24 protein-coding genes and 4 tRNA genes are annotated in these 25,840 nt (G+C 50.4%); 16 read left to right on the top strand and 12 right to left on the bottom strand.

Annotation, left to right across the window (positions count from 1 at the left end; all coding sequences use genetic code 11):
- Positions 1-106: 106 nt before the first annotated feature.
- Together AC07UY_RS14700 and AC07UY_RS14695 are read right to left on the bottom strand one after the other, a co-directional pair.
- Entirely contained in the window at positions 107-1,654 is a 1,548-nt protein-coding gene (locus AC07UY_RS14700; protein WP_494701453.1) for a sensor domain-containing diguanylate cyclase, read from the bottom strand.
- A 66-nt stretch (positions 1,655-1,720) separates the two neighbouring features.
- Positions 1,721-1,948, bottom strand: a complete 228-nt coding sequence (locus AC07UY_RS14695; protein WP_203360526.1) for a hypothetical protein — start codon at positions 1,946-1,948, stop codon at positions 1,721-1,723.
- A 532-nt stretch (positions 1,949-2,480) separates the two neighbouring features.
- Here AC07UY_RS14695 and AC07UY_RS14690 point away from each other — a divergent pair.
- From AC07UY_RS14690 to AC07UY_RS14675, 4 genes are read left to right on the top strand one after another with little or no spacing between them, the layout of a single operon-like run.
- Positions 2,481-3,275, top strand: a complete 795-nt coding sequence (locus AC07UY_RS14690; RefSeq protein WP_494660946.1) for a substrate-binding domain-containing protein — start codon at positions 2,481-2,483, stop codon at positions 3,273-3,275.
- A 44-nt stretch (positions 3,276-3,319) separates the two neighbouring features.
- Positions 3,320-4,012, top strand: a complete 693-nt coding sequence (locus tag AC07UY_RS14685) for a hypothetical protein (protein ID WP_494701452.1) — start codon at positions 3,320-3,322, stop codon at positions 4,010-4,012.
- An 8-nt stretch (positions 4,013-4,020) separates the two neighbouring features.
- Positions 4,021-4,545 carry an RNA polymerase sigma factor gene (locus tag AC07UY_RS14680; RefSeq protein WP_301697915.1) on the top strand — a complete coding sequence of 175 codons (525 nt, stop codon included), beginning with the start codon at positions 4,021-4,023 and terminating at the stop codon, positions 4,543-4,545.
- Positions 4,530-5,201 (top strand): hypothetical protein, encoded by a 672-nt coding sequence (locus AC07UY_RS14675; protein WP_494660948.1) that lies wholly within the window; start codon positions 4,530-4,532, stop codon positions 5,199-5,201. The genes AC07UY_RS14680 and AC07UY_RS14675 overlap by 16 nt, the downstream gene beginning before the upstream one ends.
- A gap of 219 nt (positions 5,202-5,420) precedes the next feature.
- Here the strand turns inward: AC07UY_RS14675 and AC07UY_RS14670 are convergent, their stop codons facing one another.
- Positions 5,421-5,663, bottom strand: a complete 243-nt coding sequence (locus tag AC07UY_RS14670) for a DUF2545 family protein (protein ID WP_192612958.1) — start codon at positions 5,661-5,663, stop codon at positions 5,421-5,423.
- Positions 5,664-6,084: 421 nt separating this feature from the next.
- Between AC07UY_RS14670 and lpxP the strand changes: the two genes are divergently transcribed.
- Positions 6,085-7,005, top strand: a complete 921-nt coding sequence (gene lpxP / locus AC07UY_RS14665) for a kdo(2)-lipid IV(A) palmitoleoyltransferase (protein WP_203360521.1) — start codon at positions 6,085-6,087, stop codon at positions 7,003-7,005.
- Positions 7,006-7,437: 432 nt separating this feature from the next.
- Positions 7,438-7,509 carry a membrane protein YpdK gene (gene ypdK, locus AC07UY_RS14660; RefSeq protein ID WP_010723117.1) on the top strand — a complete coding sequence of 24 codons (72 nt, stop codon included), beginning with the start codon at positions 7,438-7,440 and terminating at the stop codon, positions 7,507-7,509.
- Between the two features lie 52 nt (positions 7,510-7,561).
- Here ypdK and alaC read toward each other — a convergent pair whose 3' ends face one another.
- Positions 7,562-8,800, bottom strand: coding sequence for an alanine transaminase (alaC, locus tag AC07UY_RS14655; protein ID WP_494660950.1), 1,239 nt, complete (start codon positions 8,798-8,800; stop codon positions 7,562-7,564).
- A 390-nt stretch (positions 8,801-9,190) separates the two neighbouring features.
- Between alaC and ypdA the strand changes: the two genes are divergently transcribed.
- Entirely contained in the window at positions 9,191-10,888 is a 1,698-nt protein-coding gene (gene ypdA, locus AC07UY_RS14650; RefSeq protein WP_192612961.1) for a two-component system sensor histidine kinase YpdA, read from the top strand.
- A 14-nt stretch (positions 10,889-10,902) separates the two neighbouring features.
- Entirely contained in the window at positions 10,903-11,643 is a 741-nt protein-coding gene (gene ypdB / locus AC07UY_RS14645; RefSeq protein WP_203360518.1) for a two-component system response regulator YpdB, read from the top strand.
- A gap of 76 nt (positions 11,644-11,719) precedes the next feature.
- Here ypdB and glk read toward each other — a convergent pair whose 3' ends face one another.
- Complete coding sequence (gene glk, locus AC07UY_RS14640; protein WP_203360517.1) at positions 11,720-12,685, bottom strand: glucokinase; 966 nt, start codon at positions 12,683-12,685, stop codon at positions 11,720-11,722.
- Positions 12,686-12,889: 204 nt separating this feature from the next.
- Between glk and AC07UY_RS14635 the strand changes: the two genes are divergently transcribed.
- Positions 12,890-14,125 carry an ion channel protein gene (locus tag AC07UY_RS14635; RefSeq protein ID WP_494701451.1) on the top strand — a complete coding sequence of 412 codons (1,236 nt, stop codon included), beginning with the start codon at positions 12,890-12,892 and terminating at the stop codon, positions 14,123-14,125.
- Here AC07UY_RS14635 and AC07UY_RS14630 read toward each other — a convergent pair whose 3' ends face one another.
- Positions 14,126-15,781 carry an alpha-keto acid decarboxylase family protein gene (locus AC07UY_RS14630; protein ID WP_494701450.1) on the bottom strand — a complete coding sequence of 552 codons (1,656 nt, stop codon included), beginning with the start codon at positions 15,779-15,781 and terminating at the stop codon, positions 14,126-14,128.
- A 185-nt stretch (positions 15,782-15,966) separates the two neighbouring features.
- On the opposite strand from AC07UY_RS14630, the gene mgrA reads away from it, so the two are divergent.
- Together mgrA and ypeC are read left to right on the top strand one after the other, a co-directional pair.
- Positions 15,967-16,965: an L-glyceraldehyde 3-phosphate reductase gene (mgrA, locus tag AC07UY_RS14625; protein ID WP_494701449.1), complete on the top strand. Its 999-nt coding sequence runs from the start codon at positions 15,967-15,969 to the stop codon at positions 16,963-16,965.
- Positions 16,966-17,092: 127 nt separating this feature from the next.
- Entirely contained in the window at positions 17,093-17,431 is a 339-nt protein-coding gene (gene ypeC / locus AC07UY_RS14620; RefSeq protein WP_494701448.1) for a DUF2502 domain-containing protein YpeC, read from the top strand.
- Positions 17,432-17,522: 91 nt separating this feature from the next.
- On the opposite strand, the gene AC07UY_RS14615 is transcribed toward ypeC, so the two are convergent.
- Both AC07UY_RS14615 and AC07UY_RS14610 read right to left on the bottom strand, forming a co-directional pair.
- On the bottom strand, positions 17,523-18,761 hold the full coding sequence (locus tag AC07UY_RS14615) for an Nramp family divalent metal transporter (RefSeq protein WP_494701447.1): 1,239 nt from the start codon (positions 18,759-18,761) through the stop codon (positions 17,523-17,525).
- Positions 18,742-18,798 carry a hypothetical protein gene (locus tag AC07UY_RS14610; protein WP_456064466.1) on the bottom strand — a complete coding sequence of 19 codons (57 nt, stop codon included), beginning with the start codon at positions 18,796-18,798 and terminating at the stop codon, positions 18,742-18,744. The genes AC07UY_RS14615 and AC07UY_RS14610 overlap by 20 nt, the downstream gene beginning before the upstream one ends.
- Positions 18,799-19,104: 306 nt before the next feature.
- On the opposite strand from AC07UY_RS14610, the gene nupC reads away from it, so the two are divergent.
- Complete coding sequence (gene nupC, locus AC07UY_RS14605) at positions 19,105-20,292, top strand: nucleoside permease NupC (protein ID WP_203360511.1); 1,188 nt, start codon at positions 19,105-19,107, stop codon at positions 20,290-20,292.
- A gap of 44 nt (positions 20,293-20,336) precedes the next feature.
- Here nupC and AC07UY_RS14600 read toward each other — a convergent pair whose 3' ends face one another.
- From AC07UY_RS14600 to AC07UY_RS14590, 3 genes are all read right to left on the bottom strand, one after another.
- A complete protein-coding gene (locus AC07UY_RS14600) occupies positions 20,337-22,535 on the bottom strand; it encodes a bifunctional diguanylate cyclase/phosphodiesterase (RefSeq protein WP_494701446.1) in 2,199 nt (732 codons plus the stop codon).
- Positions 22,536-22,751: 216 nt separating this feature from the next.
- Positions 22,752-22,827 (bottom strand) — tRNA-Ala (locus AC07UY_RS14595).
- Between the two features lie 38 nt (positions 22,828-22,865).
- Positions 22,866-22,941 (bottom strand) — tRNA-Ala (locus AC07UY_RS14590).
- Positions 22,942-23,161: 220 nt separating this feature from the next.
- Between AC07UY_RS14590 and AC07UY_RS14585 the strand changes: the two genes are divergently transcribed.
- Entirely contained in the window at positions 23,162-23,524 is a 363-nt protein-coding gene (locus AC07UY_RS14585; RefSeq protein ID WP_203360509.1) for a YfeC-like transcriptional regulator, read from the top strand.
- Position 23,525: 1 nt separating this feature from the next.
- Positions 23,526-23,918, top strand: coding sequence for a MerR family transcriptional regulator (locus tag AC07UY_RS14580; RefSeq protein WP_203360508.1), 393 nt, complete (start codon positions 23,526-23,528; stop codon positions 23,916-23,918).
- A gap of 56 nt (positions 23,919-23,974) precedes the next feature.
- Here AC07UY_RS14580 and gltX read toward each other — a convergent pair whose 3' ends face one another.
- Positions 23,975-25,390 (bottom strand): glutamate--tRNA ligase, encoded by a 1,416-nt coding sequence (gene gltX / locus AC07UY_RS14575; protein WP_494701445.1) that lies wholly within the window; start codon positions 25,388-25,390, stop codon positions 23,975-23,977.
- A 258-nt stretch (positions 25,391-25,648) separates the two neighbouring features.
- Between gltX and AC07UY_RS14570 the strand changes: the two genes are divergently transcribed.
- Together AC07UY_RS14570 and AC07UY_RS14565 are read left to right on the top strand one after the other, a co-directional pair.
- Positions 25,649-25,724: transfer RNA gene (locus tag AC07UY_RS14570), tRNA-Val, on the top strand.
- Positions 25,725-25,768: 44 nt separating this feature from the next.
- Positions 25,769-25,840 (top strand) — tRNA-Val (locus tag AC07UY_RS14565).

The following is a 25,840-nucleotide window of genomic DNA, read 5'->3' as shown; positions in this document are numbered from 1 at the left end:
GACGAAACGCGAAAATGACCACAGCCGTAAACCTCCGCAAGAAGCGGATACGGCATGTCGGTCTGGATTGGGGTTAGGGTTTATTGCTGAGAGTGGATTCTCTCGTCTACGCTGGATACAGAATGAGTTGCTGATTTTTGCTCGCCACGCAGACCCGGTTACGCCCTTCCCGTTTCGCGCGGTAAAGCGCCTGATCGGCTCTGTCAAGCGTCGCCTGGAAACCCTCACTGGCGTTCAGTTCATCAGGCGTCATCTGTGCAAGACCAAAACTTGCCGTGAATTGAATCTTACGGCCATGGAAATTCACCTCCTGACGCGCGAAATTGATACGGATGCGTTCGGCCACCTCTTCGGCGTATTCAGGTTCTGTAAATGGCATCACCACGACAAACTCTTCACCGCCAAGTCGGGCGACAATATCATTCCCCCTGACTAATCCCGGTAATATTTGCCCTACACACCGGAGTACCTCATCTCCCCCACAGTGACCGAAGTTGTCATTGATCCTTTTGAAATAGTCCAAATCGATGTTCAGCACACACAACGATTGTCGCTGACGACTCACCACACGACAGATATTCCGGACTTGTTCATCAAAATAGCGGCGGTTCGCCAAACCGGTCAGAGGATCACGCAGAGCGTCTTTGACAAGTTGCGCCCGTTGCAGGGAATTCGCATGCATATAATTCAATAATGACCACTGCGTTATGATGATGGCAATAAGCGCCATGACCGAACAAAAGACCTGCAAATACCAGCCATGAAGGATCTCATGTTCCGCAAGTCCCGCAGCCATCACCCATTTATGATGACTCAAATTGAGGAATACCCCCATGCGTGAGGTGCCGTCAACAGGCGATATATATTGATTGGTCTGAGCCGAATCGGAGGAATATTTCATGACCTCCTTGAGGTAAGGGTAGAAATGAAGCGGGCCTTCTGTAATACCGGCTCCCACGCGGGTGAGCTGAATATAATTATCACGATCCAGTACAACCATTGCCCCACCGGAGCCGAGATAAAAACCTTTATCGTTGAGTTTTCGGAATATCTCTACCATTGAATGGGCATCGAAATATCCAACAACACCCCCAAGGAAGTTTCCTTTGATGTCACGGATAGCATGGTACATCACAAACCCGTGGAGATTGGGATCCGCTCCATCACTCTGCCAGTAAAACAGGCTGTCATTCTCTTTACTGTAGCGCAGTTGCTTAAACAGAGGGCTATCGCGAAAGCTGGCCTGCGCGATAGTCGATGCGCTAAGTGCGTTTTCCAGCGGGAAAAGCGCACGCTGAGCAACAAAGTCGCCCTTCTCATCAAACACGATCACACCATCGAGCCAGTCTTGTTTCAGCTCTTCATCAAGAAACCGATTGGTATTTTCAGACGTAACGGTGTGATTCAGCAACAAAGCATTGCCGATAAGACGTACCTGATACCCCATCGCATCCAGACTGGTTTCGAAACGCTCGGCTTCCAATAAAATAGTATTCCGCAGAATACGGGCAGCCTCACCCATAATATATGTATATTGATAATAAAGATGCCCGGCAAGAATTGCCGTTTGCACAAAAATAAACAGCAGAAGTAAACCCCGCTTTGCGGCCAGGCTAAGATGGCCACAGTATGAGGCAATTTTTCCGTACGGCACGCGCTTTCCTGATCAATAGGGCTAATTGTAGAGACAATTGGTCTGTAATACATTCACTGAAACTATTTATTCAGCTGATATTTGCTTCTCATTACCGGATATATTTCGTCTGTTCTGATGATATTCCCAACGCGCCGTTAAGATTTCTTTTTGTTCATGGGTCATATTACCGGTCACAGCAGCAAGTGAAATATAGGTGCCGTTGGTTTCCATCATCACCATACTTCTGGCAATAAAATCTAACCCTGTGAAAGTAAAGGCACTGTCAAATTTTGAAGGCGATATACTGGCCATACAGATGGTTTCCTAATGAAAGATTCACATAATGTTTCAAATTATTACCATTACACTCAAAATACTCAACACACACAAAAGCAGAGTTAAACGCTGAACCATGATAAAAAACATCATCAATCTAAAAACAGAAACCTGATAGTGAAGATGAAAGCATTAGTACCGAGAGTAAACACAGTTTTTTACGTCAATCATTGCCTATCGTTTAATGATTTAGCATTTTTCATTAGTCACAATTATTCTCTCCCGTCATTTTTAATGCCTATTTTTACCGCATGATTTTATTCAACTATTTAATTACGGCTGCGCATTGTGGCGAGACATGCCCCAGGCCTGCGGCTTTGTAAAGGTTCGGGGTATGCAAAACACACCCACACTGCGCATGTCAGATAAACGGGGAGCCTCCTGACGGGTCTTTTGCCCATCTCATATGGAAGCGGGAAAACACCCGACAAAAAAATCTGATCCGGGTGCATCCATTTTGGCTTTTGCATCGTCTCTCCAGTAAACCCACACCGCGACTGGAGTCCTCATGAAATATAAGTACCTGATCCTTTCAATGCTGTTACCCGGTTTTACGGCTTTTTCTGCCTCACCGCTTACCGATCCTTCCATTCAGCACCAGCCTCAGGATGGCGTCATAAAGGTCTATGGACCGGGCGGTCCGCACTCTGCGCTGCAAAAAGCCGCCAGCGCCTGGTCGAAACAATCAGGCGTTAACGTTGCTGTCATCTATGGGCCGGAAAACAAATGGAGCAAAGAGGCGCAGCACGATGCCGATCTCATTTTCGGCTCTTCCCAGCAGTCGATGACCGCTTTTCTGGAAACGTATGCCTTTATTCAAAGTAAGGATGTACAGCCACTCTATTTACAGCGCTCAGTGATCGCGGTGAAACCGGGAAATCCTAAAGGCATCAAGGGAATTAACGATCTGCTGAACAAAGACGTTGGCATCGTGGTCACCGAAGGTGCAGGTGTCTACAACACCTCCGGAACCGGGGTCTGGGAGGATATTGCCGGGCGTACCGGCCAGCTTGCTGATATCAAAAACATCCGCAGCAAAATTGTTGCGTTTGAGAAAGGCAGCGGTGCGGCATTTAAGGCATTTCAGCAACCCCAGGCCGATGCCTGGATAACCTGGAGCGACTGGCCTCTCGCCCACCCCGATCAGGCCACGCTGGTCGAGATAGAACCCGAGCGGCGGATCTATCGGGATATGAATATCGCCGTCGCGAAAAATGCCGACCCGCAGACACAGGATTTCGTCCGTTACCTGAGCTCCCCCGAGGCGAGCAAAATTTTTGCTCATGAAGGCTGGATGCAATAACCCGTTAGAAAATTCCGTCTACAATCAATCAACAGGAAACAGCTATGAACAAATTCATCTGGAGTGTGATGCTAGCAGGAACCACCTGTGCCGTGCAGGCCGCAGATATCGCCGTACATGATACGTCACTTGGAAAGGTGTATACCGACAAAGAGAGCATGACGCTCTATACCTTTGATAAAGACGCTAACGGCATGTCCGTTTGCGACGCGGAGTGCAGCAAAAACTGGCCGCCGCTGCGGGTCACAGAAAAAATGTCACCCGCGATCGATGGGCTTGAAGCCATCAAGCGAGCGGATGGCACCCAACAATGGGCACTCAACGGCAAACCGCTCTATCGCTGGGCAAAAGATATGAAATCCGGCGATACCACTGGCGCAGGGGTCAAAAATGTCTGGCAGGTAGCGCGCGCCGACGAAACGCCTGTCCGGGTATATTCGACAAAAACAGGCCGAGTTCTGGTGAACGCCGAAAACATGACGCTTTACACCTTTGATAAAGATCAGAATGGCAACCCGGCCTGCTATGACGATTGCGCGGAAAAGTGGCCGCCAGTGATTGTCGGGGCAAGTGCAAAATTAACGCCGCCATTCAGTTCCACCGCTCGCCGGGACGGTCAGCGGCAGTTGCGTTATAACAACATGCCACTCTATCTCTGGAAACAGGATCGCGCCCCAGGCGACACCACCGGAGATAACGTCAAAAACGTGTGGCATATCATCTCCATTACTCAATAAGGCATTGCGTGGACATTGATAAGGAAGAGATCCGCACACTTTTTTCGCGGATCATGCTGCAGGACAGAGAAGCCTTTACCACCCTTTATCAACGCACCAGCGGGTATTTATATACCCGCATTTTACTTATCGTGAGAGACAGGGCGATAGCTGCTGATTTGCTCCAGGAGGGCTATATAAAAATCTGGCACGGTAAACTCCGTTCACCGATTGACGCCCCCTGGGCATGGCTGTGCCAGGTCATGCGAAACCAGGCTATCGACCACATCCGACAGCACGGTAGACGCGGTGAAACAGCGCTGTTGGGTCAGGAAGACGACCTCATTGCGCCACCGCCGCAACAGGAGAAAGAGCGTCGACTCACCGACTGCCTTTCCCGACTGGAAGCAGAGAAACGCAGCGCCATCGTCCTCGCCTGGTATCACGGTTTTTCACACCCCGAAATTGCCAGCCATCTCAGTGCGCCGCAGGGCACGATCAAATCCTGGATCCGCCGGGGTCTCAGCGAGTTAAAACAATGCCTCAGCCAATAACCCCTTCCCGCTATCGTCATCCGCAGATCCGCGAGCATCTCGCCAGTCAATATCTGCTGGGTGTCCTGTCTCCACTTGCCAGACGGCGATTTGAAAGCCTTCTGGAGCAGGATCCTTCTTTATGGGAGGCGGTGGAACAATGGCAGCAGCACCTGGATGCTCGCAGTCCCCCTGTCGCACATCCCCCGGCACGCGTCTGGCGCAATATACAGGCGTCAATGGACAGAGGAGCATCGTCGCGCGGGTTAAAACACTGGCTGCGTAATGCAGGGTGGCTGGCTGCAGGGGCGCTACTGATGTTTATGACGCTGACGCCGGTAACGCAGCAAATAAAGCCCGTAAGTTATCTGGCGATGATGTCGTCCCCGGAGTGTCGGGATTGTTTTGTCCTGCTGGCATTCCAGGGAAGTAAACCCGGACAGTCCAGCATTCGTGTGCAATACAGCGCGCACAGTGATCCGTCAGCGTTTAAGCAGGCAACGTTGTGGATGCGCGACAAAACCAGCGGCCAGTTGGTGTACCTTGCCCCGATGACGCAGTTGCAGGATTTGCACTATCTGACGCCCGGTGAATGGAAGCAGTTGAAAAACAGTGATCAACTGATCGTCAAAGATAACGAAGGCACGTTGTTTTCCGGCAAATGTCTCACACTTTAGCCCGGCTACTTTCGGAAAACCCAACGTTTCCGTCGGTCAGGGGGACGTTAGGAAAATGAGGAATAATCGGCAAAACTGAACAATACGCTATTTTACATCTGGTTTATCCAAATTAAGTGCCAGACCAGGCTGGCACTTAACACATGAAAATAAGTAAAATGTTTAGAATAAGCTTAGGTTATTATTCAATTTTATTTACCTGGAGGAGGTCGTCTGCTTTTATCGCCTGTCGTACCCGACCATTAATTGGATCATCAACCCACAGGCCGGAGAGAGAAAAAGAAAAAAGCCGGTCACCATTTCCGCTCCCCCGGTCAACCACCAGGTGAAGTAGTATATTAAGATTGCAAGCGTAATCATTCCGATAAAAGAAGAAATGGCTGAAACGGTCCCTAAAACCTGACCAATATAACCGCTTACGGCTACAATACTTATCGCAAGAAACATCAATAAATAGATCATAGCGTTACCTCCTGTGGGCGGTGCTGCTTCCCGTATAGCTTTACATTCCTTACCGTTTATACTTTAAGTTATACCTTATAAAAGAACCGCGTGTATAACATTCGCCTCACAATTTGGCCCCCTGCTCTCATCGTGCTTTTCGGTATCAAAAAGCATTTAAAACATAGAATTAAAATTAAACACTTTCCCCTCTCACAACCCGAAAAAACTTTACGTTTCTTGTGTAAGATTTTATAGCAGGTTCTAATCCTAAAATGGTATATTATATGGGCAAGCATTCATGCCCCTCGTGGTTTTGTCCTGACTCAGCTTTACACTCTTTACAGGAACCATTGTCGTACATGATGGCCTAAGTAAAAGTGTACCGCTGCAGACCAGAAATCTTCTGCGATACAACCTCCCGTATCTATTGAAGGTGCTTATGTTCCCAACAAGCAAATTTTCACGCGCATTCCTGCATCCACGCTACTGGCTCACCTGGTTTGGTGTCGGTGTGCTCTGGTTGTTGGTGCAATTGCCTTATCCCGTTTTATGCTTTTTGGGGACCCGAACCGGCAAACTGGCGCGCCCATTTTTAAAACGTCGCGAATCTATCGCCCGTAAAAATCTTGAACTCTGCTTCCCAAAATTATCGCCGGAAGAGAGAGAAACCATGATTGCAGAGAACTTTCACTCTCTCGGCATGGCGCTGCTCGAAACGGGCATGGCCTGGTTCTGGCCTGACAAACGCGTACGCAAATGGTTTGATGTCGAAGGCATGGATAACCTGCTGCGCGCTCAGGCGCAAAACAAGGGTGTCATGGTCGTCGGCGTTCACTTTATGTCTCTGGAGCTGGGCGGTCGCGTCATGGGACTTTGCCAGCCGATGATGGCAACCTACCGTCCGCATAATAACCTGTTAATGGAATGGATTCAGACGCGCGGACGTATGCGCTCTAATAAAGCGATGATCGGCAGAAACAATCTGCGTGGCATTGTCAGTGCGCTGAAAAAAGGCGAAGCCGTATGGTTTGCGCCCGACCAGGATTATGGACGTAAAGGCAGCTCATTTGCTCCCTTCTTTGCAGTCAAAAATGTTGCCACCACTAACGGGACGTATGTGCTTTCCCGTCTGTCAGGTGCCGCCATGCTGACCGTCACCATGGTGAGAAAAACCGATAACTCAGGATACCGTCTGTTTATCTCGCCTGAAATGGAAGGTTACCCAACCGAAGAGCACCAGGCTGCCGCCTACATGAACAAGATCATCGAAAGAGAGATCATGCGCGCACCTGAACAATATCTCTGGATCCACCGTCGGTTTAAAACCCGCCCGCAGGGTGAAGCTTCCCTCTATATTTAGAAAGAAAGGCCGTATGGCCTTTCTTTTTTTGCCTTGCCCATGCTTCACCCCCGCCATCCAGACCACGCTGACATCACGCTATGTAGTGTGGCTTTTGCGTAAAAATAACCACAATTACAGCAAGGTAAAGCTGGTGTTATCCGATCAAAACTCACGTCGCTAATTGACCATTTATTACCGTCAGAAATTAAACTGTCGTCGAATCCCGACACTTGTAAGTTACTAAAAGTAAATAAAAAAATGCCTCTTGTTTCGCCTCATTTTTAGGCGTACATTAGCGCCGTCTGGAGCAATGAAGCACAGAATTCTGAGGTGATGCCGCAGACGAAACGGGGAACATTCTCAGTTTCATTCGGTCTGGCACCAGCTCTCTATAATCAGGTGAGTTTAAGTTCATTTAGGCGTACATGAAGGTACGCGGAGAGATGAAACGTGAAATATTTCTTTATGGGCATTTCATTTATGGTCATCGTTTGGGCCGGTACTTTTGCCCTGATGATCTAAAAACAAAAATGCAGCGAATAAACTGGAGCCCATAGGCTCCTGTTTTGCTTTTCTACTCTTCGCTTTCCGCCGTAGATTTCGCACCGCCTGGCAATACGCCATCAGCACGGAACATGGCTTTGATGCCTCTGACTGCCTGACGAATACGATCGCGGTTTTCAATCAGCGCAAAACGCACATGAGTATCCCCGTAATCACCAAAACCAATTCCCGGCGAAACACAGACTTTGGCGTCCTTCAGCAACTTTCTGGCAAATTCCAGCGAGCCCATTGCGGCATACTGCTCGGGAATTTTTGCCCACACGTACATGGATGCTTTCGGCATCTCAACCATCCACCCCGCTTCATGTAACCCTTTCACCAATACATCGCGGCGACGCTTATACTGCTCAGCAATATCGCGCACGCACTGCTGGTCTCCCTCCAGCGCCGCAATCGCAGCGACCTGTAACGGCGTAAACGTCCCGTAGTCGTGATAGCTCTTAATGCGCGCCAGCGCGCTGACCAGCGTAGCGTTTCCGACCATAAAGCCAATGCGCCAGCCTGCCATATTGTAGCTTTTCGAGAGGGTAAAAAATTCAACGGCCACATCACGCGCCCCTGGCACCTGCATGATCGACGGCGCTTTCCAGCCGTCATAAACAATATCGGCATAGGCCAGGTCGTGGACCACCAGCACATCATAGCGTTTTGCCAGCGCGACCACTTTCTCGAAAAATGTGAGTTCAACGCACTGTGCGGTTGGGTTAGAGGGGAATCCGAGGATCATCATTTTCGGTTTCGGGTAGCTTTCACGAATAGCACGCTCCAGCTCAGTAAAGAAATCAATACCTTCTACCAACGGTACAGAACGTACCTGTGCTCCGGCAATGACAGCGCCATAAATATGAATGGGATAGCTTGGATTCGGTACCAGTACCGTGTCGCCATGATCGAGCGTCGCCAGCATCAGGTGCGCCAACCCCTCTTTCGAACCAATGGTCACAATGGCTTCCGTTTCCGGATCAATCTCCACATCGTAGCGTTCCTGATACCAGCGGGAAATCGCCCGACGTAAACGCGGGATGCCTCGAGAGGTCGAATAACCATGCGTATCCGGGCGCTGGGCCACGGTGCACAGTTTTTCGACAATATGAGGAGGCGTGGCGCCATCCGGGTTCCCCATGCTGAAGTCGATAATATCTTCGCCGCGCCGACGCGCAGCCATTTTCAGCTCAGCAGTAATGTTGAAAACATAGGGAGGGAGACGATCAATACGCGTGAAGCGACGTTCAGGACGAGAGTCAGCCATAATATCCTCAGATTAACGTGAGCGCCCGGACCGTCCGAGCGACGCTGCCACAAAGGTGGCACGCTTAGAAAATAGCCTGAAAAAAAACCGTCTGTCGAGGGAAAAACGAAAATAATGTTGGCCATTAAAAAGAGGAACAATGAACAACAAAACCTGAATATCAAAAACACCTTTAACGGCAAATCACCATCATTTAATTAACATATTGACATCAATATAATTACACCGAAATTTCTCACTACCGGGTGATCTACTGTCAATTAACTGGGTGAACATCAATCCCCTTTTAATATTATGGTTTTTCCTCATTAGAGTGGACTTCCCGGTACGCTGGTCAAGTGGGCTCAGGTTACCTATCATAGGGGTTTAATCCTTTCGCAAGAGTCACCCGTGCACGAAATATTCAACATGCTGCTGGCGGTATTCGATCGGGCAGCGCTGATGCTGTTCTGTCTTTTTTTCCTCATTCGTATCCGTCTGTTCCGCGAACTGTTGCACAAGTCAGCACACTCCCCAAAAGAGTTGCTCGCCGTCACCGCCATCTTTTCCATGTTTGCGCTGTTCAGCACCTGGTCCGGCGTTCCCGTCGAAGGTTCGCTGGTCAATGTGCGCATTATTGCCGTCATGTCAGGCGGAATTTTGTTTGGCCCGTGGGTAGGCATCATTACAGGGGTGATCGCAGGTATCCATCGCTATCTCATTGATATCGGGGGTGTCACCGCTATACCGTGTTTTATCACCAGCATTCTGGCAGGCTGCATCGCAGGATGGATTAATCGCAAGATCCCCAAAGCGCAGCACTGGCGGGCGGGTATTTTAGGCGGCGTGTTATGTGAAACGCTGACCATGATCCTGGTGATTGTGTGGGCGCCAACAACCGAACTGGGTCTGGATATTGTCTCGAAGATCGGTATTCCCATGATTCTCGGCAGCGTGTGCATCGGCTTTATTGTGCTGTTGGTACAAAGCGTTGAAGGGGAAAAGGAAGCCAGTGCCGCGCGACAAGCCAAGCTGGCGCTGGATATTGCCAATAAAACACTGCCGCTGTTTCGTCATGTCAACAGCGAGTCATTACGCCAGGTCTGTGAAATCATTCGCCATGATATTCACGCCGATGCAGTCGCCATCACCAATACGCAGCATGTGCTTGCCTATGTTGGTGTTGGGGAAATCAACTATCGCGAGAACGATGATTTTGTCAGCCCTACGACTCAGCAGGCGATAAATCACGGCGAAATCATTATAAAAAACAATGATGAGGCGCATCGGACACCAGAGATACACTCCATGCTGGTGATCCCGTTGTGGGAGAAAGGCATCGTCACCGGTACGCTTAAAATTTATTACTGTCACGCTCACCAGATAACCTCCTCACTGCAGGAGATGGCGGTTGGCCTGTCGCAAATCATCTCGACACAACTGGAAGTTTCTCGCGCTGAACAATTACGTGAAATGGCAAATAAGGCAGAACTGCGGGCATTACAGAGCAAAATAAATCCTCATTTCCTGTTTAACGCGCTGAACGCAATTTCATCCTCAATCCGCTTAAACCCGGACACCGCTCGCCAGCTCATTTTTAATTTATCGCGCTACCTGCGCTATAACATTGAATTGAAAGATGATGAGCAGATCGATATCAAGAAAGAGCTGTATCAAATTAAAGATTACATTGCCATTGAGCAGGCCCGCTTTGGCGACAAGTTGACGGTTATTTATGATATCGATGAAGAGGTGAGCTGCTATATTCCCAGCCTGCTAATTCAACCGCTGGTCGAGAACGCTATTGTCCACGGCATTCAGCCTTGCAAAGGGAAAGGCGTGGTCACCATCAGCGTCGCCGAATGCGGTAACCGCGTACGAATTGCCGTCAGAGATACCGGTCACGGAATTGATCCTAAAGTTATCGAACGGGTGGAATCCAATGAAATGCCGGGGAATAAAATTGGCCTTCTCAATGTCCACCACCGCGTTAAGCTGTTATATGGTGAAGGGCTGCATATCCGTCGCCTGGAGCCCGGTACAGAGATTGCGTTCTATGTGCCTAATCAGCACTCCCCTGCCGCCGCGCCGGCAACGTTATTGCTTTAATTCGGAGATGTGTTGTGAAAGTCATCATTGTTGAAGATGAGTTCCTTGCCCAGCAAGAGTTAAGCTGGCTGATAAAAGAACACAGCCAGATGGAGATTGTCGGTACGTTTGACGATGGTCTGGATGTTCTGAAGTTTCTTCAGCATAACCGCGTCGATGCCATCTTCCTGGATATTAATATTCCGTCGCTGGATGGCGTTTTGTTGGCGCAAAACATCAGTCAGTTCGCCCATAAACCGTTTATCGTGTTTATCACTGCGTGGAAGGAGCATGCGGTGGAAGCGTTCGAGCTGGAAGCATTTGACTACATTCTGAAACCTTATCAGGAGTCACGTATTGTTGGCATGCTGCAAAAACTGGAATCAGCCTGGCAACAACAGCAACTGCCGCCCGGAACAGCGCCCGCTAGCCTCGTAACGCGTGAGAATGACACCATCAACTTAGTGAAAGATGAGCGAATTATCGTCACGCCGATCAACGATATTTATTACGCTGAAGCCCATGAAAAGATGACCTTTGTTTATACGCGGCGGGAATCGTATGTCATGCCAATGAATATCACCGAATTTTGCAGCAAACTTCCGGCATCGCACTTCTTCCGCTGCCACCGCTCATTTTGCGTGAATCTGAATAAAATTCGCGAGATTGAGCCCTGGTTTAATAACACCTACATTTTGCGGCTCAAAGATCTGGAATTTGAAGTGCCGGTCAGTCGAAGTAAAGTGAAAGAGTTCAGGCAGTTAATGCATTTGTAGTACAGGAACAAGCAAGCATTCCGCTCGGTTTGCCGTGTTTACCGGATGGCGTCGAAAACACCATCCGGTACTCCGGTTACAGAATATGCCCCAGCGTCTGGCGCAGATGCGCGCCGGAGCCAAGTAAACCGGGGTTGTCATGGACGATGAGATAGACAGGAATGTCCTGAACATAGGCTTTAAAACGGCCTTTATCTTCAAATCCGCCACGGAAACCCGACGCTTTGAAGAACTCCAGGAAGCGCGGCACGATGCCGCCCGCAATATAGACGCCACCAAAGGTTCCCAGCGTTAACGCCAGGTTGCCACCGAAGCGCCCCATGATGACGCAAAACAACGACAGCGCACGACGACAATCAATGCAGGTATCCGCCAGCGCACGCTCAGTGACATCCTTCGGTTGTAAATTCTCGGGCAGACGCCCATCTGATTTCACAATGGCACGATACAAGTTCACAAGCCCCGGGCCTGACAGCACGCGCTCAGCCGAAACGTGACCAATTTCGGCACGCAGTTCTTCCAGAATGATGCCCTCTTCTTCGCTGTTCGGTGCGAAGTCAACGTGACCACCTTCGCCCGGCAGACTGACCCAACGCTTAGCAACATGCACCAAATGCGCCACACCTAAGCCGGTTCCCGCGCCATACACCGCGATGGGCTTACCTTCAACAGGTTCCGCACCACCAAACTGAATCAGATGCTCTTTTTTCAGCATTGGGATCGCCATCGACACGGCGGTGAAATCATTGATGATCTCCAGGTGGCTGAACCCCAGATTCTTTTTCATTTCCGCAATAGAAAATGCCCAGCTATGGTTGGTCATCGCCACCCAATCACCGGTGATCGGACAGGCAATGGCGATACATCCGTCTTCCACACTGGCGCTATGCTCGTCCAGATAGACACGCACAACGGCTTCCAGGCTCGGGTAATCAAGTCCCGAATAGGTTTTCGCCTGCGAAATCTCTCCGCTGGCGATATCGCACAGAGCAAGTCGCGCGTTGGTGCCGCCGACATCACCTACTAAGGCATACTTTGTCATTCTTCTACTGCTCCGCTAAAGTCAAAATGATTCTTTGCCACACTGTAGATTCACGAGGACATAACAACAACGCCTGGAAAGCGGGCGCCCTGAAAATATAGATCTGGGTCACAGAATTACTTTATCGTTTCAGCACCATTTGCAGCGATGACAGCCAGCAGGTTGTGCAAACTATGGCTTATACCCGTGTACAAGGAATGAATCATGCTCCATCCGCGAGCCAGAACCATGCTGTTATTATCAGTTCCCGCGCTGGTTATCGGGATCGTATCCAGTCTGATATTAATCGCTGTAATGAAAGTCGCGAACGTTTTACAGCAGATACTGTGGGAACGTCTGCCTGCCAGTCTCGGCGTGGCTCACGACTCATCACTATGGATTGTCGGTATTCTGACGCTGACCGGGATTATGGTCGGGCTCGTGATCCGCTTCAGTCCTGGCCATGCTGGGCCCGATCCAGCGACAGAGCCTTTGATTAGCGCACCGGTAAACCCAGGCGCACTTCCCGGTTTACTGATGGCGCTGATCCTCGGTCTGGCTGGCGGCGTCAGCCTTGGCCCGGAACATCCCATTATGGCCGTGAATATCGCGTTAGCCGTTGCCCTCGGCGCTCGCCTGTTCCCCCGAATTGGCGCCCTCGACTGGACCATTCTGGCATCTGCCGGCACTATCGGGGCATTGTTTGGCACTCCGGTTGCCGCCGCGCTGATATTTTCACAAACGCTGAACGGCACCAACGACATCCCCTTGTGGGATCGCCTGTTTGCTCCCATGATGGCTGCCGCCGCGGGCTCACTCACGACCAGCCTGTTTTTTCACCCCCATTTTTCTTTACCCATTGCCCACTATACGCAGATGCAACTGGTGGATATCCTCAGCGGTGCGATCGTGGCGGCCATTGCGATAGCGACAGGGATGGTGGCGGTCTGGTGTTTGCCGCGCTTGCACCGCCTGATTCATCGGCTGAAAAACCCGGTACTGATGCTGGGCGTTGGCGGCTTTATCCTGGGGATTCTGGGGGTGATCGGTGGCCCATTGACCTTATTTAAAGGTCTGGACGAAATGCAGCAACTGGCCTTTAGTCAGACTCTGGGCACCTCTGACTTTTTTATGCTCGCGGTGATAAAACTGGCGGCACTGGTTGTTGCAGCCGCCAGCGGTTTTCGCGGTGGACGGATATTTCCCGCGGTGTTTGTGGGCGCGGCGTTAGGTCTAATGTTGCACGCTCACGTGGAGGCAGTTCCGGCGGCAATCACCGTATCCTGCGCGATTCTTGGATTGGTACTGGTGGTCACACGTGACGGGTGGCTGAGCCTGTTTATGGCAGCAGTCGTCGTCCCTAACGCCACCCTGCTGCCATTGTTGTGTATCGTGATGCTCCCGGCGTGGTTACTGCTGGCAGGGAAACCGATGATGATCGCCCATCGTCACGATGAATAACTAAGCCCCATTATGCGCCTCCAGCGAGCGGGTGAGCGTCCTTAGCAGATCCGGTAAATCGGCTTTCGGCAACACGACTTCGATCAGCGAAAGCCGCTGCGGATATTTCAGACGTTCAAGCACCTCGTCCAGTTGAACGGCCTGCGTCACCCGCCAGCATTCAGCCTGACCTTCCGCATTCAACGCATGCGGCACCTGAGTCCAGTTCCAGTTCGCAATGTCGTTATAACGCTGATTCTCCCCGTGAATAGCGCGTTCCACGGTGTACCCGTCATTGTTGAGCACTAAAACGATCGGTGCCTGTCCATTTCGCATCATTGACCCCAGTTCCTGAATGGTCAGTTGCGCCGCGCCATCTCCGGTTATCAGGATCACCCGACGGTCTGGCGCGGCTGTTTGTGCGCCAAATGCAGCAGGCAACGAGTAGCCAATCGATCCCCAAAGCGGCTGCACCAGCACGTCCACTCCGGCGGGGAGCGAGAGCGAGGCTGCGCCAAACGCGGCGGTGCCCTGATCGGCAAGCACAATATCCCCGGGAACCAGATACTTCTGCAGCGTATGCCAGAAATTTTCCTGCGTTAGCGGTCCCTTTTCGATCTGCGTACGCGCAACAGGAGGACGATCCGGAGGAGGAGAAAAAGACAACTCCATGCATAATTCTCGTAATGTGGTGACGGCTTGTTCCATAGAAATGCCGCTGAACCAGGTATTGCCCACTCGCGAGGCATGAGGCTGGACGTCAATCGTGCGTTCCTGCGGGAGTTGCTGACTAAAACCGGCGGTCAGCGTGTCAATGAATCGGGTGCCGACACAAAGGGTCAGATCGACATCCTCTATCGCCTGACGCACATATTCACTGCTGGCGCTGGCGCTGTAGGTGCCGACGAAATGCGGATGCTGCTCATCAAACAACCCTTTTCCCATCAATAAGGTGGCATGCGCCATGGGCGTCTCCGCCATCCAGCGTTGAAGCACCGGCTGCAAGCCAAAACGCAATGCCAGAAAATCGGCCAACAATGCGACCCGTGGGCTGTTCATCAACCGCTGGCGGGCATGATAGCGAAACGCCGCCACAACGCTGTTGTCTGGCTCTGACGGCGTTACCGTGAGCGCATTTGCGAACGGAGTCGCAGACGATCTTGCCACATCGGCGGGAAGCATCAGATAACCGGGTCGCCGCTCGGTCAATATTTCACGCAGCACACGGTCAATTTCATGGCAGGCGTTTTGTTCATCCAGTATGGCGCTGGCAACCGTTACCGACTGGCTCATACGGTAAAAGTGCTGAAAATCGCCATCGCCAAGGGTGTGGTGCATCAGCTCCCTCTTTCGCTGTGCGCTTTGGCAAGGCGCCCCCACAATATGCAAGACGGGAACAAACTCTGCATAGCTTCCCGCAATACCGTTGATGGCGCTTAATTCACCGACGCCAAATGTTGTCAGCAACGCCCCTGCCCCTGCTACTCTGGCGTAACCATCGGCAGCATAGGCGGCGTTCAGTTCGTTTGCACACCCGACCCAACGTACCTCGGGGTGCTCAATAACATGGTCGAGAAACTGCAAATTATAATCGCCCGGTACACCAAAAAGATGGTTGATACCGCAACCTGCCAGTCTGTCCAGCAGATAATCCGCTATTGAGTAGAGGGTTTTCATGACAGCTATCCTTCTGACGGTAACCTCACTGTTGAGTATTAAAGAACTGTGATGGCTGTCCAGAAACGCCACGGCGATTGGGGGTGGAAAGCAAAATTTACAGTTTTCGCAGCTCAATCTCATTGAATCAGGTTCAGTGTAAACGTATACACTTAAACGATGACGTCACTGACAGGGGGAATAAAATGGCATATCAGGCTGATGAAAATCGTTATCAGACAATGGAATACCGCCGTTGCGGTCAAAGCGGATTAAAGCTCCCCGCGATTTCACTGGGGCTATGGCACAATTTTGGTGATACCACCCAGCTAGAAAACAGTCGCTCGCTCCTGCAGCGAGCCTTTGACCTGGGTATCACCCATTTTGATCTGGCCAACAACTACGGTCCGCCTCCCGGCTCCGCAGAGCGCAACTTTGGGCGTATTCTCCAGGAAGATTTTTTACCCTGGCGCGACGAGCTCATTATTTCCACCAAAGCGGGTTACACCATGTGGGAGGGACCTTACGGTGACTGGGGCTCACGCAAATATTTGATCTCCAGCCTTGATCAAAGCCTGAAACGCATGGGGCTTGAGTATGTCGATATTTTTTACCACCACCGTCCCGATCCCGAAACACCGCTCACAGAGACAATGAAGGCCCTGGATCATATCGTGCGTCAGGGTAAAGCGCTGTATGTGGGACTTTCAAATTATCCGGCAGACCTTGCCCGGCAAGCTATTGAGATCCTCGACGATCTGGGAACGCCTTGTCTGATCCACCAACCCAAATATTCGATGTTCGAACGCTGGGTGGAAGACGGTCTTTTAGCGTTGCTACAGGAGAAAGGAGTCGGGAGTATCGCGTTCTCACCTCTGGCAGGGGGGCAGTTAACTGACCGCTATCTCAATGGTATTCCTGCTGATTCCCGTGCGGCCAGCACCAGCCGTTTCCTGAATCCTGAGCAGATCACCGCAGAAAAACTGGATAAAGTTCGCCAGTTGAATGCGCTGGCCGCGCGACGGGGACAGAAACTTTCGCAAATGGCCTTAGCCTGGGTGCTACGCAATGATAACGTGACTTCTGTACTGATTGGCGCCAGTAAATGTGCGCAAATTGAGGATGCGATTGGAATGCTGGCAAACCGCCACTTCTCCACTGGGGAATGTGCAGAGATTGACGCCATTCTGAATGGTACAAAATAAATACAGTTTTAACAAAAAGTGCTCTCCTACGAGATTTAAGAGTTAAGGCGATGAAACGGGGCTTTACTGCCTCGTAATATTACGTTAACAGGCCGGTTACGGCTTCGATCGTGGAAGGAGAGAAAGTATGTTCAGGTCACTGATTCTGGCAGCAGCTTTACTGGCTTTTGCACCGCTGGCCGTTAACGCTGGCGAAATCACCCTGTTGCCATCAATAAAATTACAAATTGGCGATCGCGACAATTACGGTAACTACTGGGACGGCGGATACTGGCGTGACCGCGATTATTGGCACCATAATTACGAATGGCGCCAGAATCGCTGGTGGCGACATGATAATGGTTATCACCGTGGTTGGGATAAGCGCAAAGCTTACGAACGCGGATACCGTGAAGGCTGGAACGATCGCGATGATCATCGGGGTCATGGCCATGGTCACGGTCACGGTAAAAAACATCACCATTAAAAAAAGAGCCTTCGGGCTCTTTTTTTAATGGTGATGTTTATGCCTGAATGTTTTCTCGCTGCGACGATCACGGCGCGCCCGATGGTGATTATTACAATCCCAGAGCCGTACCGACCAGCAGCCAGATGTTCAGCGCGACAACCAGTATGACAATCAACCATCCCAAATATTTTACCCACAAGGTGTTGACCAAATCGCCCATCAGGGAACGGTCGCTGGTGAACATCAGTAAAGGCACCAGCGCCAGCGCAATACCAAAACTGAGCAATACCTGGCTCATCACCAGAATACGCGTCGGATCAAGCCCCATCAGAATCACAATAAACGACGGCATCATCGTGACCGTACGGCGTACCCAAAGCGGAATATGAAAACGAATAAACCCTTGCATCACGACCTGCCCTGCCAGGGTTCCCACCACGGTGGAGGAGAGCCCCGCAGCCACCAGACTCAAGCCGAAAACGGTGGCGGCGGCATGGCTGAGCAGCGGCTCTAGCGTTAAATAGGCTTGATCAAGATCGGCAATACCGGTGTGGCCACTAAAGTGAAATGCCGCGGCGGCTGTCGCCATCATCGCCAGGTTCACAAACCCCGCGATTGTCATCGCGATCGCCACATCCCATTTGGTTGCCGAATAGCGCTGCTGGCGCGAACCACCGTGCAAGTGCTGAGTTAACGAAGAGTGCAGATAAATAACGTGCGGCATGATCGTCGCCCCCAGAACCCCGGCCGCCAGAAAGACCGCTTCAGAGTTGGGTAAACTCGGGATAATCACCCCTTTGCTCAGTTGTGCCAGATTTGGCTGGGAGAAAATCAGCTCCACAATGTAAGCCGCCGCCACAAAGAGCAGTAATCCGCCAATGACTTTCTCGAGCGGTTTCTGCCCACGGCGTTGCAGCATCAGAATCAAAAACGTGGCAATACCGGTCAGTACCGCCCCCTGCAATAACGAGATGCCAAGAATAAGTTTAAAGCCGATGGCTGCACCGATAAACTCCGCCAGATCGGTCGCCATGGCGATAATTTCGGCCTGAACCCAGTAGAACCAGACCACAGGACGCGGGTAGTGGTCGCGAATCTGTTCCGCGAGATTTTTACTGGTCGCAATACCCAGTTTGGCCGACAGCACCTGGATCAACATCGCCATCAGGTTGGCCCAGATGACCACCCACAGCAATTGATACCCAAAGCTGGCCCCGGCCTGAATGTTGGTCGCAAAGTTACCGGGATCGATATATCCGATAGCCGCGATGAACGCAGGTCCCATTAATGCGAGCCTCAACTTGCGCGCTGCCCGTCCACTGCTACTCTCAACGCGATCGTCTGTCATCTTGTGCCTCAGAAACATAGCCTTTGCTATGTTTCATGTTATGTTTATTGAGAATGCTTATCAAGTGCATCGAAGCAGGTAGAATTGATTTCTCTGATAGGGTTGAACGATGGATCGTTGAAGTCTTGGGATAGGGTTGTATATTGTTTAATAATTGTTATTAGATTAGCACAATGACATAACTTTTCACTTCCATACTCAGCATAGCGGAAGTGTATTGCAGATCACTAATTTTGAATCTCGTCACAGGTCCTTATTATAGTGTGTGTTTGATCTCGTTTTCTTTGGTGTTGTTACATAGAATGTGCACGGAAATTAAACCTGCCTCATATTTGGAGCAAATATGGACCGCGTCCTTCATTTTGTCCTGGCCCTCGCCGTCGTTGCAGTGCTCGCGCTGCTGGTAAGCCATGACCGTAAAAAAATTCGTATTCGTTACGTTATTCAGTTACTCGTCATTGAAGTCTTACTGGCGTGGTTCTTCCTGAACTCGAACGTCGGTCTGGGCTTTGTAAAAGGCTTCTCCGAGATGTTTGAAAAACTGCTCGGGTTCGCCAATGAAGGGACAAACTTCGTCTTCGGCAACATGAACGATAAAGGTCTGGCGTTCTTCTTCCTGAAAGTCCTCTGCCCTATCGTCTTTATTTCTGCGCTGATCGGTATTCTTCAGCATATTCGCGTCTTGCCGATCGTTATCCGTGCTATCGGTTTCCTTCTGTCCAAAGTCAACGGTATGGGCAAACTGGAATCCTTTAACGCCGTAAGCTCCCTGATTCTGGGCCAGTCCGAGAACTTTATTGCCTATAAAGACATTCTTGGCAAAATGTCGCGCAACCGCATGTACACCATGGCCGCCACGGCGATGTCCACGGTTTCCATGTCTATCGTCGGCGCTTACATGACCATGCTGGACCCGAAATATGTGGTTGCTGCGCTGGTTCTGAACATGTTCAGCACCTTTATCGTGCTGTCTCTGATCAACCCGTACCGCGTCGAAGCCAGCGAAGAAGATATTCAGATGTCCAACCTGCACGAAGGCCAAAGCTTCTTCGAAATGCTGGGTGAATACATTCTGGCTGGTTTTAAAGTTGCGATTATCGTTGCCGCCATGCTGATTGGTTTTATCGCTCTGATTGCCGCGCTGAACGCACTGTTTGCTGCCGTACTGGGTATCTCCTTCCAGGGCATTCTGGGTTACATCTTCTATCCGATTGCCTGGGTAATGGGTGTTCCGGCGAACGAAGCGCTACAGGTGGGCAGTATTATGGCGACCAAGCTGGTTTCTAACGAGTTTGTTGCGATGATGGATCTGCAGAAAATCGCCTCTACGCTCTCTCCGCGCGCTGAAGGTATTCTGTCTGTCTTCCTCGTTTCCTTCGCTAACTTCTCTTCTATCGGTATCATCGCAGGTGCAATCAAAGGCCTGAATGAAGAGCAAGGCAACGTGGTTTCCCGTTTTGGTCTGAAGCTGGTGTATGGCTCTACGCTGGTCAGCGTACTGTCAGCGTCTATCGCTGCACTGGTTCTGTAATCTTAGAGATAACATTGAAAACCGGGGGCTTCTCCCCGGTTTTTTTATGCCTGCAATTCTGCCAGCGGACTGGGTCGCCCAATCAGGTAACCCTGCAGATGGTTCACGCCAAGACTGAATAAAAGCGCCTGCTGTTCCGGGGTTTCGACAAACTCAGCCACCACGCTCAGAGACTTTGCTTTTGCCATATCGGTGATGGATTTGACGATCATGGCATCCAGAGAATCAGTCACAATGTCTTTCACGAAGACACCGTCGATCTTGATAATGTCGGCTTTCAGCCGTTTCAGGCGTTCATAATTGGCGTACCCGGTCCCAAAATCATCGATGGCTATTCTGAAGCCGAATTTACGCAGATGTTCAATGTTCTGCACGCTGCTCTCTGAGTTAGAAAAAGCCTGTTCTTCCGTAATCTCAATAATCACACTTTCCGGCGCTATCTGATAACGTTTGAACAGTTGAATAATGTGCCGAGAGATCTCTTTCTGCATCAACGTCAGCGGCATCAAATTGACGGAAAAACGCGCCCCCTTCTGTTGTGAAGGATGCGCAGAAAGCCATTTCAGCACCGCCTCCACCACCTGTAAGTCGAAGCGCGCACTGAGGTTAAACCGGGTAATTAAGGGGATAAACTGATCAGGCATCATCAGGCCGTCATCACTTCTCAGACGCGCCAGAATCTCATGGTAGCCCTTCCCTTGCGCGTCATAAATCGGTTGTGCATACAAAACCAAATCGTCGCTTTCCAGGGCGCTACGTATTTTTTGCAACAGCAATACCCGCTCGGTCGTCTGCCCGGAAGCGGCCTCAAGACTGTTCGTCAGCGCCAGAACCTGCTGGTGCGTGCAGGATTGTTCCGCCAGCCAGCTCAGTTGCCCGAGCATAGGTTGTAATGTTTCTTGCCGACCATCGAACGTCCCCCATGAAGCGCCATACTCCATATCCAGTCCGGTATTATTCCAGTGAATTTTTCGACTGTTGAGAAGGTTGACCATATGCTGCAATCTGGCTTCGGTCTCCGGCCCTGTCAGCACTAACAACAACTCGCTCCCCGGCAGTTGAAATACGCTCTCTTTTTCCATCAGCAGCGGTTGTATGGCGCGAAATATCGACTTCTTGCAATGAACGCGCATCAGCATGCCGTAATGACGGCTCAGAAACTCCAGATTTTCCATGCGCAGGCAACACACACTCTGCCCGGACTCGTTACCGAGGAATTTCTCCAGCGCTCGAAGGTTGGGTAATTGGGTGAGCGGATCCGTCAGTGCCTGCAACTGCCAGCGCCGATTAAGCCATTCTCCACGCTGGTACATCCGCGCCATGTAAAGCATACAAATACTGAATGAGATCAGTACGGAGAGAATAAAAGCCAGCGAATAGGCTGATACCACGCCTTGCAGGAAATTTTTGTTGTACGTCAGTAACGCAAGCGCTGAAACAGCCCAACTGAGATTCAAAAATGGATAGCTGAACTTGCCAATACCGAGTGTAAAAATAATGAAGAATACAGGGACAAGGTAACCTGCAACATAGTCAGCATGATACGGCGTACACATCACCCCTAACAACGCCGACAGCACCATGAACCAACCCGTGATAAAGAGTCGATTCTTTTTGCAAATGCGGGAGACGACTTCCCTACGCCAAAATAAGCGCGCATAACGCGGATTCACCATCATCCGCATGGGGTAGTAGAAAAATAAAGTGAAAATCAGCGCGGCAGAAATCAAACTTAAAACGTCGACAACGGTGTAAATAACCGTCGCAGTACCAAAAAAGGTTGAAATCTCTACCGGGTAGTCCAGATAACGCCCTGCCAGGTGCATCATAACTTTGATCCCAACGGGAGCAATAAACCCCAGCCAGAACACCCTCACCCAGATATTTTTGTCAGGGAGTCGATAGCGCCAACGCGAGCCGATTTGCCAGCGCACCAGCGCGCACATCCCTAACACAAAAAAGAGCTGGCAAAACAGCAGAACCGCTGCCTGTGCAAACGGCAGGTGGAAGTTCCACTGATTGGTCAGCATCATGCCGAGAATGGCTGGCGCAATCCCGTGTCTGCCAAAGAGAAACAGTACGGAATAAATAACGCACAGCGGTAGCCAGGCTAAGTAAATAGCGCTGGAATCAACTACGGCTAACGGGGAAATCAAGCGGGAAAATTGTATCGCAATAACGGTAAGCGCTAAAGCCAGAGAAAATTTTCTTATGTTTTTTAACATGTTATGCTTCACTGGCATTACGTTAATGCTCTCATAGAACGATAAAGTTGACGCATAAATGATAAGTTTATTCGCGGCACGAAGCAACCTGATACCCGCTTAACGCCAGGCTTTGCGAGCTATTGCATCGCGTAGAGGTACATCACGGAGGGTTAAACTGAATGAAATAGAAAGGAATAGAAAGGAATAACGCAGATATAAAAAACCCCCGCTTTTCAGCGAGGGTTAGAATTTTGGTGGAGCTAAGCGGGATCGAACCGCTGACCTCTTGCATGCCATGCAAGCGCTCTCCCAGCTGAGCTATAGCCCCACGATGCCATTACGTACCAAATTCCTTGGGATAGAATTTGGTGGAGCTAAGCGGGATCGAACCGCTGACCTCTTGCATGCCATGCAAGCGCTCTCCCAGCTGAGCTATAGCCCCATTACGTAAAGCTTGTCGAGTTGACGGGCGGCATCATATGAATTCCCTTCGCACGTGTCAACGGCAAAATGACCCTGCAGAACTCAATCGCTGAAAAAGCATGCAAATGAAGATCATTGCGTAACAACTCGCATTCAGTAGTTAATCCCGTCACGGTTTCTACTAAAATGGTGCTATAAAATGAACCACTAATTAACCCCACATCTATTCAGGGAATCTTATGTTCAAGGAACGGATGACGCCAGAAGAACTCGCGAATCTGACCGGTTATAGCCGACAGACCATCAATAAATGGGTGCGCAAGGAAGGATGGGCGACATCACCAAAACCCGGAGTTCAGGGAGGCAAGGCACGTCTGGTTCATGTCAATGAACAGGTGCGTGAATATATCCGTAGTGCCGAACGTTCAACTGAAAGTATGGCGGAACCTTTTCCGCTGGCCGGTGATACTTCACTTGAAACTCTGCTCATCACACTCGCCAAAGAGATGACGCCTTCGGAACAGAAGAACTTTACGTCATTGCTCTTGCGGGAAGGAATTACCGGTTTGTTACAACGCTTAGGGATTCGCGATAGCAAATAATATGAAAAGATTACGCAGCAAAATGACTACGGAAGAGCTGGCGGAGTGCCTGAACGTGGCCAAACAAACTGTTAACCGTTGGATCAGAGAACAAAACTGGAAAACAGAAAAATTCCCCGGTGTTAAGGGTGGTCGGGCAAGACTCATTCATATTGATGCCAGTGTACGGGAGTTTATCCTCAATATTCCTGCCTTTCGTAAAACCCCTTCGTTTTATCAAATGGAAGAACCCCTCGCGGAATACGAACATTTTGCTCATAGTCATGCTTATCGACAGATTGTTGATGCGTTGGACAACATGTCCTCGACAGAACAAGAAAAACTTGCGCAGTTACTGTCACGTGAAGGTATTCGCGGCTTTCTCGCTCGCCTGAATATTGATGAATCTAAGTAACATCCCAAAAAAAACGGCAGGATACGCTCCTGCCGTTTTTTATTTATCCGCCTGTCTTACTGCCGATTTTCGCGTTCAGCAATAAACGCCAGCGCTTTGTTGATACGTTCGATGCTACGGGATTTCCCGATAGCATGAACGGTAACGTCCAGACCTGGGGACTGACCCGCGCCAGTGACGGCAACGCGCAGCGGCATCCCAACTTTACCCATACCGACTTCCAGCTCATCGGCAGTCGCCTGAATCGCGTGGTGAACATTTTCTGCAGTCCAGGTATCAATCGCGGCCAGTTTGTCACGCACCACTTCCAGCGGCTGACGCGCAACCGGACGCAAATGTTTTTTCGCTGCATCAGCATCAAACTCAGCGAAATCTTCGTAGAAGTAACGGCAGCTTTGCGCCATCTCTTTAAGGGTCTTACAACGTTCACCCAGTAATTTCACCAGTTCAGCCAGTTGCGGGCCAACGCGGGTGTCGATGTTTTCCTGCTCAATGTGCCATTGCAGGTGAGTCGCCACATATTCTGGCGCCAGAGAATTAATGTAGTGATGGTTCAGCCATTGCAGTTTTTCAGTATTGAACGCACTGGCTGACTTGCTCACCGCCCCCAGAGAAAAGAGTTTGATCATCTCTTCGCGGGTAAAGATCTCCTGGTCACCGCTGGACCAGCCCAGACGAACCAGATAGTTCAGCAACGCTTCCGGCAGATAACCGTCATCACGGTATTGCATCACGCTTACCGCGCCATGACGTTTGGAGAGCTTTTTACCGTCATCACCGTTGATCATGGACACATGTGCATAAACCGGCACCGGCGCATTCAGCGCTTTCAGGATGTTGATCTGACGCGGGGTGTTGTTGATATGGTCTTCACCACGGATAACGTGGGTGATCTCCATATCCCAGTCATCAACAACCACACAGAAGTTGTAGGTCGGAGAGCCGTCAGTGCGGCGAATAATGAGATCGTCCAGCTCCTGGTTGCTGAATTCGATCGGGCCACGGATCTGATCGTCAAAAATAACGGAACCATCCTGCGGGTTGGCAAAACGCACCACGCAGGGTTCATCTTCCGCATGATGTTCATGACCATGACGGCAGCGGCCGTCGTAACGTGGCTTCTCGCCTTTCGCCATTTGTTCTTCACGCAACGCTTCCAGACGCTCTTTTGAGCAGTAGCATTTATATGCGGTCCCTGCTTCGAGCATTTCATCAATCACCGCGTTATAGCGATCAAAGCGTTTCGTCTGGTAGTACGGACCCTCGTCCCATTCCAGGCTCAGCCAGTTCATACCATCCATAATGGCTTCAATAGCTTCCGGCGTGGAACGTTCGAGATCGGTGTCTTCAATACGCAGCACAAACTCACCGCCGTGATTACGTGCAAAAAGCCAGGAATAAAGAGCAGTACGCGCACCGCCGACGTGCAGATATCCTGTCGGGCTTGGCGCGAAGCGAGTTTTAGTTTTCATGAAATGGCCTTACGTTTATAAAGATGCCGACAACCGGCAAATCCTGGAAAGATCAGTAGGCTGGTATTCTATCACTGTGGCCTGATTCCTCAATGTTGATCCGGTTGGAACATCACGCTTTGCCATTTTTGTTTATAAATCATGCGGCGCGGACCATTTTGCGATCGTTTTGTCTAATTTTACGACGAACGAACAAATTATTTAGAAAAGGCGTTGACTCATTTTCAACTCTCCCTATAATGCGACTCCACACAGCGGGGGTGATTAGCTCAGCTGGGAGAGCACCTCCCTTACAAGGAGGGGGTCGGCGGTTCGATCCCGTCATCACCCACCAACTACTTTATGTAGTCTCCGCCGTGTAGCAAGAAATTGAGAAGTGGGTGATTAGCTCAGCTGGGAGAGCACCTCCCTTACAAGGAGGGGGTCGGCGGTTCGATCCCGTCATCACCC

Source organism: Citrobacter sp. GW821-FHT02E08 (assembly GCF_059421685.1).
The sequence above is the reverse complement of the archived record's forward strand: the minus strand, read 5'-3'. Positions and strand labels throughout refer to the sequence as shown.